Origin of the sequence: Ruminococcus sp. RTP21484sp1_RTP21281st1_A8_RTP21281_210402 (genome assembly GCF_040914025.1) — a bacterium.
Classification (GTDB): Bacteria; Bacillota; Clostridia; order Lachnospirales; family Lachnospiraceae; genus Blautia_A; species Blautia_A faecis.
In genome coordinates this window covers 2,537-14,258 of the sequence record NZ_JBCPGE010000074.1, presented here as the reverse complement: position 1 = coordinate 14,258, position 11,722 = coordinate 2,537, and the positions used below count along the sequence as shown (strand labels likewise).

General features: G+C 41.4%; 14 protein-coding genes and 1 pseudogene. 4 read left to right on the top strand and 11 right to left on the bottom strand.

Going from position 1 to position 11,722, the window contains the following annotated elements; translation table 11 throughout:
* Both AB5170_RS21525 and AB5170_RS21520 read right to left on the bottom strand, forming a co-directional pair.
* Window positions 1-1,109, bottom strand: a 1,109-nt coding sequence (locus AB5170_RS21525) for a tyrosine-type recombinase/integrase (protein ID WP_368365156.1), incomplete at its 3' end; no start/stop codon positions are given.
* Window positions 1,096-2,286, bottom strand: coding sequence for a site-specific integrase (locus tag AB5170_RS21520; protein WP_173772824.1), 1,191 nt, complete (start codon window positions 2,284-2,286; stop codon window positions 1,096-1,098). The genes AB5170_RS21525 and AB5170_RS21520, both read right to left, overlap by 14 nt.
* Before the next feature lie 135 nt (window positions 2,287-2,421).
* On the opposite strand from AB5170_RS21520, the gene AB5170_RS21515 reads away from it, so the two are divergent.
* Window positions 2,422-2,661, top strand: coding sequence for a helix-turn-helix domain-containing protein (locus AB5170_RS21515; RefSeq protein ID WP_118584335.1), 240 nt, complete (start codon window positions 2,422-2,424; stop codon window positions 2,659-2,661).
* A gap of 163 nt (window positions 2,662-2,824) precedes the next feature.
* On the opposite strand, the gene AB5170_RS21510 is transcribed toward AB5170_RS21515, so the two are convergent.
* On the bottom strand, window positions 2,825-3,193 hold the full coding sequence (locus AB5170_RS21510) for a hypothetical protein (protein ID WP_173772823.1): 369 nt from the start codon (window positions 3,191-3,193) through the stop codon (window positions 2,825-2,827).
* A gap of 135 nt (window positions 3,194-3,328) precedes the next feature.
* Between AB5170_RS21510 and AB5170_RS21505 the strand changes: the two genes are divergently transcribed.
* The gene (locus AB5170_RS21505) at window positions 3,329-3,568 is read left to right on the top strand and encodes a helix-turn-helix transcriptional regulator (RefSeq protein ID WP_117854310.1); all 240 of its coding nucleotides are present in this window, start codon (window positions 3,329-3,331) and stop codon (window positions 3,566-3,568) included.
* Between the two features lie 94 nt (window positions 3,569-3,662).
* On the opposite strand, the gene AB5170_RS21500 is transcribed toward AB5170_RS21505, so the two are convergent.
* On the bottom strand, window positions 3,663-3,860 hold the full coding sequence (locus AB5170_RS21500) for a hypothetical protein (protein ID WP_173772822.1): 198 nt from the start codon (window positions 3,858-3,860) through the stop codon (window positions 3,663-3,665).
* A gap of 93 nt (window positions 3,861-3,953) precedes the next feature.
* Here AB5170_RS21500 and AB5170_RS21495 point away from each other — a divergent pair, with 93 nt between their 5' ends.
* Both AB5170_RS21495 and AB5170_RS21490 read left to right on the top strand, forming a co-directional pair.
* The gene (locus AB5170_RS21495; protein WP_173772821.1) at window positions 3,954-4,406 is read left to right on the top strand and encodes a hypothetical protein; all 453 of its coding nucleotides are present in this window, start codon (window positions 3,954-3,956) and stop codon (window positions 4,404-4,406) included.
* A 375-nt stretch (window positions 4,407-4,781) separates the two neighbouring features.
* A complete protein-coding gene (locus tag AB5170_RS21490; protein WP_107001876.1) occupies window positions 4,782-5,021 on the top strand; it encodes a DUF6061 family protein in 240 nt (79 codons plus the stop codon).
* A gap of 183 nt (window positions 5,022-5,204) precedes the next feature.
* Here the strand turns inward: AB5170_RS21490 and AB5170_RS21485 are convergent, their stop codons facing one another.
* From AB5170_RS21485 to AB5170_RS21455, 7 genes and pseudogenes are all read right to left on the bottom strand, one after another.
* Window positions 5,205-5,564 carry a hypothetical protein gene (locus tag AB5170_RS21485; protein WP_226815842.1) on the bottom strand — a complete coding sequence of 120 codons (360 nt, stop codon included), beginning with the start codon at window positions 5,562-5,564 and terminating at the stop codon, window positions 5,205-5,207.
* Between the two features lie 144 nt (window positions 5,565-5,708).
* On the bottom strand, window positions 5,709-5,963 hold the full coding sequence (locus AB5170_RS21480; protein ID WP_173772820.1) for a metalloregulator ArsR/SmtB family transcription factor: 255 nt from the start codon (window positions 5,961-5,963) through the stop codon (window positions 5,709-5,711).
* Between the two features lie 136 nt (window positions 5,964-6,099).
* On the bottom strand, window positions 6,100-6,801 hold the full coding sequence (locus AB5170_RS21475; protein WP_173772819.1) for a succinate dehydrogenase/fumarate reductase iron-sulfur subunit: 702 nt from the start codon (window positions 6,799-6,801) through the stop codon (window positions 6,100-6,102).
* Between the two features lie 5 nt (window positions 6,802-6,806).
* Window positions 6,807-8,351 (bottom strand): annotated as a pseudogene (locus tag AB5170_RS21470) (FAD-binding protein).
* Window positions 8,348-8,887, bottom strand: coding sequence for a pilus assembly protein PilX (locus AB5170_RS21465; protein WP_173772818.1), 540 nt, complete (start codon window positions 8,885-8,887; stop codon window positions 8,348-8,350). The pseudogene AB5170_RS21470 and the gene AB5170_RS21465 overlap by 4 nt, the downstream one beginning before the upstream one ends.
* Window positions 8,888-8,897: 10 nt before the next feature.
* The gene (locus AB5170_RS21460) at window positions 8,898-9,416 is read right to left on the bottom strand and encodes a hypothetical protein (protein WP_055062590.1); all 519 of its coding nucleotides are present in this window, start codon (window positions 9,414-9,416) and stop codon (window positions 8,898-8,900) included.
* Window positions 9,417-9,432: 16 nt separating this feature from the next.
* Window positions 9,433-11,722 (bottom strand): heavy metal translocating P-type ATPase (locus AB5170_RS21455; RefSeq protein WP_368361869.1); only part of this gene is annotated, 2,290 nt, incomplete at its 5' end.

The following is an 11,722-nucleotide window of genomic DNA, read 5'->3' as shown; positions in this document are numbered from 1 at the left end:
ACCTGGTACTGTGCGAGGACTGTGGCATAGGTATTCCGGAATTTTCTCCAGGGTAGCCGGGAGATCCCGCTCTGTTCCATCAGGCGGTTGTAAGACTTGATATAAAAACTACGGTTATGGCACTGCCCGTTTTCATGACAGCAGATGTAGCCCAGATCCAGGAATTCTGGATCAGAAGCTTTGCGTTTTTCGTAGCGCTGTCGTTCCAGGAGGATCTCATCCAGGACAAAATCAGCCAGTACTACTGCTCTTTTGCTGTTTTTTGTTTTCAGTGGGAGTTCACTGCACAGTACCGGCCTGTTCTCCTGCGCCACTTCCATGTACAGGTTCTTTCCAAGCTGGCGTTCCACAAAAAGTTTCTTGCCAAGGAAATCAATATCGCTGTACCGGAGTCCGGTGATCTCAGAAATCCGCAGGCCGGCAGTGACGGCAAGGAGCATGGGCAGATAAATCATGGGTTCCTGCTGTTTACACAGATATAAAAGATGGGCAGCTTGTTCCACGGTATAAACCTGCTGCCGGGTATCCACTTTTTTCTTCTGGCATGGCTGTTTTACTTCGGAAGAGATCCCGGTATAGATATCTCTGGAAAGATAGTTGTGTTTCCGCGCATAGCAAAGGGAAGCCGTGACGACACCCACCGCAGTTCTTAATACTCCCGGATGGGGAATACCAGACAATGCCTTTACCAGGTCTCTTCTCTGCAGCGCATCCAGCTTTTTATGGCCGAGTTTAGGAAGCAGATAGTTTTCTATGATATTCCGGTAAGCGTTGTAGGTATTATAAGTGATCCTTTTTTGACCGAGCATATGATGGTAAAACCAGAAATCATAAAACTCTTTCACGGTATAAGAAAAAGGGATGAAACTGCCGTTTGCGATTTCCATGAGGGCCTCATCCCTTTCTTGGCGGGCCAGCTGCTTGTTGGAAGAGGTGGTCCGCTGTACCATCTTCACATCGCCGGACTCAAAAACAAGTAAAAGACGGAAACAGTATTTTCGTCTGGCTTTTATGTATATAACGTCACCAAGGGATTTCCCGGAAATGAGCCTGCCATAAAGGAAGGTTTCCTTTACCGGCATCTGGAGATAGGGTTCATTCTTTTTCACAGGTTTTTCCCTCCTTTTTTCCAGCGCCAAGGACCGGGTCCAGGGAACCTGCAACGACAGCACCAACTTCAGGATCCGTACATGGAATCCTGTTGCAAAATGCCAGTGTTGTAGTCTGTTTTGTGTGGCCAAGGATACCAGAGACTGCTTCAAGGGAAAAATCCTGTTCGAGAAGAAAACGGGCGAACATATATCTCAGATCACGCATGTTCAGTCTTGGAAGACCCGCTTCTGTGGTGATCACTTTTAAAGCAGCTCCTAATGTAGAAACAGACTTTATCTTTGCTGTGGGGCCAAGACAAAGATAAGATTTATAGCCTGTAGCTGATGGATATTTTGTCAGGAGTTTCCTGTTTTCTTTCCGCCGGGCAGAAAGTTCCGAAAATAAAAAAGACGGAATTTTTAAGCTTCGGTTCTGTTTGGTCCCTTCCAGTTTTTTTAACTGGCAGTTCTTCCCGGAATCGTTCGAGGTATAGATCCTCTGGATTGTGATAGTCTGCTCATGACGGTTGAAATCCGAATACTTCAGTCCAAGGATTTCCCCGGGTGTCAGGCCGCAGAAAAGAGCCAGTTGAATCTCCAGGTAATGGTTGGAATTGGAAGCGGCAGTCAGGAATGTGCGAAGCTGTTCCGGGGAATAGAAAACCGGATTTCCGGGAGACTCCGGATAGTGCCGGATCTGCTGGAAGTCCATATCTGGAAGCCAGTTGTTTACACGGGCGTGTTTCAAAGCGTTGTGTAGCAGCTTATATGCATAATAGCCTCCATTGCAGCAGTAAGCCTGACAGGATTCCAGAACCCTATTGAGATAATCAAGAGTGACACATCCCAAAAGAATATCCTTATGCAGATGAGGCTGGATGATCAGGTTTATGATCCATTGCTTTTGAACCAGTGTACGGCTGCCATTAGAACCCTGAGCACACACATCATTCAGCCAGTAATCCAGATATTCCGAAAAGGTAAAAGGCATATCCCGCTCCTTTTTCAGTTTGGACAACTGGTCGTGGTAAGAAACCAGGGAACGTTGATAGCTCTCTTCTGCTTCTTCCCGGGATGAAAACCCGGTACGACGGCCGTATTCAATGGTGCAGATAAGAGGATTTACCAATTTGGTCAGATGAGCCCAGGTACCGTTGTCTTCCTGAAAGACGGGGGTTTTTGCTTGTTCTTTCATTGATTTGTTTTCTCCTTTGTGTGTTTGATATGCTTACAGATATTTCTCTATTACGAAACATTATATGAAGTTTCTCGGCTATTATCAATACAAAAGTTTCTTAATAACGAATTATTGATGAAAGTAGGGAATATCATGCAGAAACTCAGACCGGATATGAACATTGGCGGGAACATACAGAAAATACGGTATAGCCGAAAGCTTACACAGGATCAAGTGATTGCCAAAATGAATCTCATGGGGATCCAGATCTCCAAAAGTACCTATGCGAAGCTGGAAACAAATCGGATGAATATTAAAGTAAGCGAACTGGTGGCCATGAAGGAAATCTTTGAATGTGAGTTTAATGATTTCTTTGAAGAGCTGAATGAGTAATAATATAGATAAAATATTATTCGGGGAACTCTCTTATTATCTAGGTATATGGCAAAACGTAATTATATAAGAGGGTTCTCTGTCTTTTTATATAAGATAATGTCGTATGTGACAAAATGTTTACAAGAAGGTCAGAATTTTTAAATTCCTGATTTCTCTTAGCTTATGCGCCTATATCATATTGAAATTTCGCATATATAGAATGCCGCATTTTTTCATATAATTGCTTAAAATTTTCTTCTGCATCGTCAGAAGAGATAGTATTTGAAGTGATTAAGTCACTTTCGAGCCGACTGCTGTAATTAAGGGCAAACTCAGGGTATTTCAGAAATGTATCCAGGGCAGCAGATTCCAGTTCCTCTCCTACTTTCAAACGTTCCAACTGAATACTATCAAAAAGTTCTTGTGTCATAGGTACGATCCCGTATATTGCAGCCCATTGAGTCTGAGTGAAATGTTTCAATTCTGCCGGCAATGTCAGTAATTTTTGTTTTTGCTCCAAGGTCAATTCGTTGAATAAACTTTTTTCCATAATCAAAATTTCCTCCCATTGGAATAAGTGTGTGCAAGTAATTACAGTAGAGATTCTACAACTTATAATTCAATTATATATTAGTTATCCTATACTTACAATCCTGAATAATATTGTAGTTGAGGGTAATGGTATATGGAAGATCGTAATTATGGAACTATCCGGATCAAATTGGATGAAATGATAGAAAAGCAAAACATCAGTAAGAACAAATTGGCTCACCGCGCCGAAATGCAAAGGACCCAACTCAACCAGTTTTGTAAAGGAACGGTAACACGGCTGGATACCGCTGTTTTAGCCAGGTTGTGCTGTGCATTGAATTGTAAGATCGAGGATCTGTTGGAGTACGTTCCACCAGAAAATAAGGAAAAATAAATATATCTCATAAGCTAAAAAGTGCAGAGAAGTATATTATACAGTTATACGTCTCTGTACTTTTTTGCTTATGATGGTCATATCCTTAATGAAATCATTGTAGGTAACCATCCGCTATGTTTTCACTCATGTGTGAGATATACCCCAACAACCTATATTCCCTTTCATTTTTCCAGTCACAGATCGTGCCATCAGCAAAATTAAAATCTATACCTCTTCCCTTTGCAATATTCATACTTCTTGTAAATGTATTGTATAATCCTACTGTAGCCCATGAAAAAGCTGTATCCATGAAAAACACAGCTATCTCATAAGTGATATTGAATCCACAGCCAATCGTGCTACAATAAAATTATACATTTCAATATAAGAAGGAGGTCATTCTATGGCACTGCAAGAAGATTTCAATCAAATAATAGATTACGCACATTTTTGGAACTGGGCTCCTGATTGGGGAGAAGTGCAAAGAATATACGAGAAATTCCCTGATTCCTTCTCCGTACTTACGCCCTTTGCGTATTCCTATTTGGAAGAACTGATTAGAATTACAACCTCCGACTATGGACTTCCTTTATTCGATCGTAATGGGCAACCAGTTAAGGTCAATGTTGGCATGAAGTTGATTTCTTTGGCAATAGCAGAAAATCAAAATAATCAGGAATATGTCAAGGTTCTGGAAGAAACAAAGAAATATTTCAAATATGTAAAAGTAAACAACGATGAAAACGGGCGAAACAGAGTTATGCATGGATTCGTTCATCCCCGTTTTTGGAGCAAGGAGAACTTCGAACAACTCATTCATCATATTGCTGTTCTTTCACCTTACTCAAAGTTTTAATCTATAACTTCGCTTTGAAATACGTTTGGAATACTCGCTTGTGATTCTGAGGAACCATCTTGAAAGGATCTGCGTTTAGCAATTCCGATTGAGATTTCACCTGTTTTAAGAGATTTAATAACTGTTATATTTTGTTATTAAATTCTCCGTAAACCCTTGAAAACACTGAATTTATCACTGGTGAGCTTTCCCTTATTGTTTCCCTTGTGTTATATTGTCCCACCAGTGTTTACGAACTCTGATAAGGGCAAATACAAGGGCAAGAAAATCCTATAAAACAGTATAACACAAAATAAAAGTGACATGGTGAACTGATTGAAATGCTTCTGATTTTTGCAACAAATGATTGATTTAACGATAAGGAGATTTGATACGATGAGAACAATATTTGCAGAATACAATCCCAAGCGCAACAGTATTGATGTTTATACCTCTGTTGGCTATATGCTCCGCATTGACTGTTGGGAAGCTGAAAAGGACTTAAAAACCACATCAGGATCAGACTGTGCATTAAACGCACTCGCCATTGATGATCCTCTTGAATATGCAAGATTATATCTTGATGGAAATTTGCAGATGTGGGTAGATGCGGAAGACTCATTAGATATTTTTTAATTTTTAAACAAATACAACAGTTTAAATAACTATTAGCTACAATATTTCCGGAAAATTCATCATAGGTTTGTATAAACGCAAAGAAACGGCGGCTCTGAAAATCAAAGTCGCCGTTCTAAATTGTCTGGTTTTTCTTTTGCCGTCATGCGGCAGATAATCAATTCATTCTATTTTGAACTTCTTTTATGCTACCTGATGTCTGCAATAGGAATGAATCGCCAAGAATGTAAACACAAATAATTCAATTCCTGCCGAAATCAAAATAACATGCGGTGTCCAGAAACTCATTCCACCGATATTCAGATAATTGAAATTTGCAAGCTGAGAAAGGAAATTGTTCTGCATACCAATTCCGGCAGATGGAAGTATGGTAGAGAGCCATGTTGCTCCCATCGCCACATAAGCAAAAAGCGACATGAGAAGAACTACGATAGAGATCAGCAAAACTGTCAATGTGTCTTTACATTTTGCAGACAGGAACAACATACAGCTAACCGTTGCTAATACAGAAAGTAAGCCCGCTGCTGCGAGAATTATCTGCAACTGCCCCAGATTGATGTTTGGCAGGTTACAGTCAGGTAACGCTGGAAAAAACTAATTCCTGAATTTGATTCTTTTTTCATGATATCTGCTCTCCTTAAATTATTTACAACAATCCCCGTCACCGCATCCAAGGCAAGTAAGGGATTATATAAAGTGTTTGTAATTCATCAATGTCTCACAATTCAAAGAATAGTGATGCCATTTTCCTTCCTTACGATCATTCACAAGGCCGCATCCTACTAATATCTTCATATGATGGGATAAAGTTGGCTGGGTAATTTCAAATCTTTCCAAAAGTTTACCCCCGCACTTTTCTCCATCCGACAGCATCTGTACAATTTCCAGCCGGTTCGCATCGCCCAAAGCCTTGCATATCAAAGCCACATCCATTGCATTCATATTGACACCTCACATTGATCATTGTCTATGTTCAATATAATATATACATAGATATTTGTCAATGTATGTATTTTTAAAAAAGAGAATCAAGTTTTTGATTCTCTTCATACATTCATTATAGCTTTTATCATCCATTTTATTTGCCCCAAACAGCCGCTGCATTCGACCTTACAAGCAGTTCTTCCACAGGCAGACCAATCGGACAAATATCATGACAAGATAACGACTTCCCGCATCCCTCAAAATATTTCTTCTTATATTCAGCAGAAATCTCATTCAAATGAGTGCTTTCCTGTTCTTCATTCAGAATCCGAAATGCGTTGACTGCAGCAACAGCGCCTGCGAAAGTCCCATTTGCAGAGAAGTTAGGACACACTTCAAGGCAGAAGCCACACATCAGACAGCGTGCCGACTGGTATCTCGGTTCATGTGTCCACGGATTCATATAAGCTTCACTTTCAAGCCAAAGGTTCAGTTTTTTCAAATTTTCAAACAGAATTGACCGGTCAACGATCAAATCTCTTACAAGCGGAAATTTGCTTAAAGGTTCCAAGATGATTGTAGAACCTTTTAACGTATGTAGAAATGTAGAGCATGCCAACCTCGGACGTTCGTTAATCAGCATGGCGCAAGCCCCACATTTTCGCACCATACAGCTACATTCCCAGCTGATGGGAGTAACTATATTTCCTGAGTTATCTTTCAAAGGGGTTCTACTGTTCAATTCCTTTAGAACAGTGGCAACAGAGCTGTTTTTGCTTCCGTCATACTCAAATTCCTGCCAATAACTGTCTGATTTCTGACTCTCCTGCCGCCTGATTCTTATTTTATATACCAAGTGAATCACCGCCTTTCTGGAACAGGTACAAAGGAAATCTGTATCTGCTTTCCATCAAATCTGGCTACCGTTGTTTTAAGGTAATCATCGTCATTGCTCTTCGGATAATCCTCCCGCCAGTGTGCACCACGGCTTTCTTTTCTTGCAAGAGCACTCTTTAGAACTGCCATGCCAAGCAATGGGAGATTTCCTGTCAGCGCTTGTACCGTTTGAATCCCATTTAACAACGTATTCTCATTTCTGACAACGCCCATAGTCTCCTGCATCACTTTGTTTAATTGCTTTATTTCTGAAATTTGAGACGCTGGTGGAAAATCTATCTGTGTCGCACAAGATAGATCTACTACATCTGCCTGTTCGCATGCTGATTTTGCCGCAACACGTCCTCCGTATAACGCTCCTAACAGAGAATTTCCACCAAGACGGTTGGCACCATGATATTGGGCACAGCATTCTCCGGCAGCGCAAAGATTCTGAATCGGCGTTCTGTGCTGCTCATCCACCAGAATGCCTCCCATAAAATAGTGAATTCCCGGTAAAACAGACACCGGTTCCTTTCGTATATCTTTATGCAGATAGGTCATACAATCGTCTGCCAGACCAGATAGCTTATTTGAAATAATCTCCTCCGATATTTCCGTCATGTCAAGAAATACCTCTGATTCATGGCTGACCTTCCATATCTCTCTGGCGGTAATATCTCGTGGCATCAGATTTCCAAGCTCCGGGTATTTTTCCTCCATGAAATACCATTGTTTTCCATCTTTCATGGCAAACAACCTGCCACCTTCCCCTCTGGCCGCCTCGCTGATGAGCATGCGTTTTCCACCACATTTCACAGTTGTCGGATGGTACTGGATCATCTCGCCATTTGCCAGAGGAACACCAAGCCGGAACAATTCTGCGGTGACTTCTCCTGTATTGCTCAGCGAACCCGTTGTATTTCCAAACAATCCGTGCATACCACCGGTGGCAACAATAACCGCATTCCCCGGTAATTCCACAGTCTCCTAACTGTATTCATCCCTGATTACGCAGCCACAACAAATATTGCCACACAGACGAAGTGTTAGGAAAGAATGATGGCTGAACCGTTCTACCATACCAGATGCTTCTTTCCTGCGAACAGCATCTATCATAGCTGTCATGATCTGCTTCCCGGTATCGCTCTGTGCAAAAGCAGTCCGTTTCTTTTTCTGCCCGCCAAAATTCCGCAGATCCACATCATCATAGCCACTCATGTTAAATTTAACTCCAAGTTTTAGCAGCCAGTGCACCAGCTCCGGTGCTGCCTGTGTCATTCCCCAAACTGCATTTGGATCTGCCAGACCACATGCTGCCTTTATTGTATCTGTAAAATGTTCTTCGGGACTGTCGTTTTCATCTTTTGTATTCAAAGCTGCGTTGATACCGCCCTCCGCCATAACAGACTGTGCCCGCTCTGACGGAAGGGAGGAAACCAGTTTTACATTGCATCCATTTTCCGCTGCCTGCAAAGCCGCTGAAAGTCCTGCCAGTCCAGCACCTATAATAACAATTGTCTTACTCATAGATATTGCCACCCAATATAATATAAAATAACCGCTCCCGCTATAAAAAGAAGAAGCACCGAAAGGATCAAATAAATATCACTCCTTCGTTCTTTATAACTGATGATTCCCAGTGATACGAGCAATGGGCGGATATTGATAAAAATATGGACAAAGATTGCCGCTACGAACAAAAGCTGAGTTACCATCTTTACCGTTGTAAAAGGGAACAAAATATATGTCCCATTCTGCACCTTTCCAAACAAGCCAATATGGAATAACAGCAGAATCATTATTGCCAGCCCACTGGCTCGTCTCGCCCAGAATATGGCGTTCTGTTTCAGATACATTTTTCCGGATTGCTTCGCTGTCTGTAAACTCTGAACTGTCAGGATGACACCAATCACCGTATGCACAACAAGAATACCAACACCAATCCATGCAAGAAGTTTCCCTGCACTACTTCCAACTCCGTTCAGCATAAAGCTTCCCATGATTCCATGAATCATAAAAATGAGAAGCATTAAAACAGACAAAATCGTATTCCATTTTCTCATAAATTCCCGCTCACCTCATTTCTTCGCTGTCCATGATCATATAGTCCATCTGTGTTAGCGTTGTAACGTCAATAAAATCATCCGATGCCAGGAATACATCATACTTTCCACTTACCACTCTTGATAGCATCATTGTGTTACTGTACTCTTTCAGATCTACGAAAAAACCGGCCTGTTTCAACCTGTCACAGAGTTTCTTAGCATAACTGACAAGCGGATAATCCGTCTCAGATACATATAACCGAAAACTAATGTCCGTTTTCATGAGATCTGTTTCATTTGTTTCCGAATCGTCCAGTGCCAATTCTTTTAATTTATTCCGGGTGTTCTCGTTGTCGAGACCATCTGACATCATATTAATACCGAGAACATAAGAGCCTTCCAACTGTGCGGAGGCTTGAGCCGCCTTTTTTGACTTCGGTGTTGCTCCTGTGACTGCATCAATCATAGAAGGCGGTGAATGTAATATGACACCAAAACCTACAAGAAAAACAATCGTAACAACTAACAGAATCAGTTTTCGTTTCACATTCCCACCTCATTTCCTATTTTTTCAAAATTCTCATTGCGTTCAAAACAGCAATTATGGTAACGCCTACATCACCAAATACAGCTTCCCACATTCCCGCAATACCAAGAGCGCCAAGAATCAGGAACACACTCTTAATTCCAAGGGCAATCACTATATTCTGCATGACAATTTGCTTTGTCGCTTTTGCCACATCAATCGCATCCACCAGCTTAGATGGTTCATCTGTCATCAGAACCACATCCGCAGCTTCAATGGCCGCATCTGAACCAAGACCACCCATTGCGATACCAACATCCGCACGAGCAAGGACAGGAGCGTCATTGATACCATCACCAACAAAAGCTAATTTGCTTCCCTGTCTCTTTTTACTGTCCAAAAGCTCAACCTTTTCCACTTTTTGATCAGGAAACAGTTGTGCATAATATTCATCCAACTGCAATTCTTCCGCAACAGCCTTTCCGATTTTTTCATCATCACCAGTAAGCATGACTGTTTTTTCCACACCGATATGTTTCAAATCAGAAATTACTTTTTTGCTGTCCGGCTTTACTTCATCTGTTATCAAAATGCATCCGGCATATTGACCATCTACTGCTACATAAACCTTTGTACCAACTTTTTCACAGGCTGTGTACTCCACATGCTCTGAATCCATAAGTTTCGTATTGCCAGCATAAACTTTCTTCTTTCCTGCCATGGCACTGATTCCATATCCGGAAATTTCCTTGTAATCAGAGATAACTGATTGGTCAATTTCTTTTCCATAAGCAGAGAGAATGGATTTTGCAATAGGATGGTTAGAAAAGCTCTCTGCCTGGACCGCATACTCCAGAACCTGTTCTTTTGAAAATCCATTTGCAGGCAGAATATCAGTCACATTGAAAACACCCTTTGTAAGTGTTCCAGTTTTATCGAACACAATAATGCTGACATTATTAAGCGCCTCTAAATAATTACTTCCTTTTACAAGAACACCTCGTTTAGATGCCGCACCAATACCTCCGAAGAAAGTCAGCGGGATTGAAATGACCAATGCACATGGGCAAGATACCACAAGGAAAACAAATCCTCTGCGAATCCACTCTGTCCAACCTCCACCAAGAAGGATCGGTGGCAGAATTGCCAGAATAGCTGCTAAGATTACAACAACAGGAGTGTAATAACGTGCAAATGTAGTAATGAAATTTTCTGTTGGTGCTTTTCTACTGGACGCATTCTCCACAAGATCAATAATCTTTGAAGCAGTAGATTCACCAAATGCTTTCGTTGTCTTAATCGTTAAAACACCCGTCTGATTCATACAACCGGAAAGTGCTTCGTCTCCTTTATGAACGCTTCTCGGAACCGATTCTCCAGTTAAAGCCCTCGTATCCAGCATAGAATCTCCATCCAATACCACACCGTCTAATGGGATTTTTTCACCAGGCTTTACAATAATAATCTCACCAATGGCAACACTTTCAGGAGATATGGTAATCAATTCTCCGTTCCTTCTGACTGTAGCACAATCCGGACGTATATCCATTAAATCTGATATAGATTTTTTGGAACGCTCAACAGCCAATGACTGGAAAAATTCACCAACTTGATAGAACAGCATAACAGCAACTGCTTCCGGATATTCACCAATGACAAAAGCACCAATCGTAGAAACGCTCATCAGGAAATGTTCATCAAACACACGTCCCTTTGAAATATTCCTCACAGCTTGCCATACAACATCCCCGCCAAGAATAATATAGGAGACAATGAGAAAAACTAACTCGACAGGCAGTGGTACTTTCGCAAAAACTGTCAATGCCATACCAATACCATAGATTGCTGCGCCAATCGCTAAACGAATCGTCAACTTCTTGTCCTCATTGTTATAGGATGTATTGGTATCCTGTTTTTTTGCAGGTATATAGTATTCCTGTGCAATTTCGGAAACTTCTACATCTGGCTCATGGCTGTGGACAATCGTTTCAATCTGACTGGCTATTGTATTTGCGGCAACTGGAGCAACATTGATTGTCAGCGTCTGCTTCATCAAATTTACAACTGAGGATTGTACTCCATCCAATTCTCCGACTTCTTTTTCAATTTTTGCGGAGCAGTTCGGACAGTCCAAGCACTTTAACAAATAACTCTTTGTAACGGGGATAATTGTTTCTTCCTGAACCTCCACACTCGGCTCATGGCTGTGGACAATCGTTTCAATCTGACTGGCTATTGTATTTGCGGCAGCTGGAGCAACATTGATTGTCAGCGTCTGCTTCATCAAATTTACAACTGAGGATTGTACTCCATCCAATTCTCCGACT

Coding starts and splice junctions, on each gene's coding strand:
- AB5170_RS21505 (WP_117854310.1), top strand. CDS start 3,329: ATGGAAGATCGTAATTATGGAACTATCCGGATCAAATTGGATGAAATG.
- AB5170_RS21500 (WP_173772822.1), bottom strand. CDS start 3,860: ATGGATACAGCTTTTTCATGGGCTACAGTAGGATTATACAATACATTT.
- AB5170_RS21510 (WP_173772823.1), bottom strand. CDS start 3,193: ATGGAAAAAAGTTTATTCAACGAATTGACCTTGGAGCAAAAACAAAAA.
- AB5170_RS21520 (WP_173772824.1), bottom strand. CDS start 2,286: ATGAAAGAACAAGCAAAAACCCCCGTCTTTCAGGAAGACAACGGTACC.
- AB5170_RS21490 (WP_107001876.1), top strand. CDS start 4,782: ATGAGAACAATATTTGCAGAATACAATCCCAAGCGCAACAGTATTGAT.
- AB5170_RS21495 (WP_173772821.1), top strand. CDS start 3,954: ATGGCACTGCAAGAAGATTTCAATCAAATAATAGATTACGCACATTTT.
- AB5170_RS21515 (WP_118584335.1), top strand. CDS start 2,422: ATGCAGAAACTCAGACCGGATATGAACATTGGCGGGAACATACAGAAA.
- AB5170_RS21465 (WP_173772818.1), bottom strand. CDS start 8,887: ATGAGAAAATGGAATACGATTTTGTCTGTTTTAATGCTTCTCATTTTT.
- AB5170_RS21480 (WP_173772820.1), bottom strand. CDS start 5,963: ATGAATGCAATGGATGTGGCTTTGATATGCAAGGCTTTGGGCGATGCG.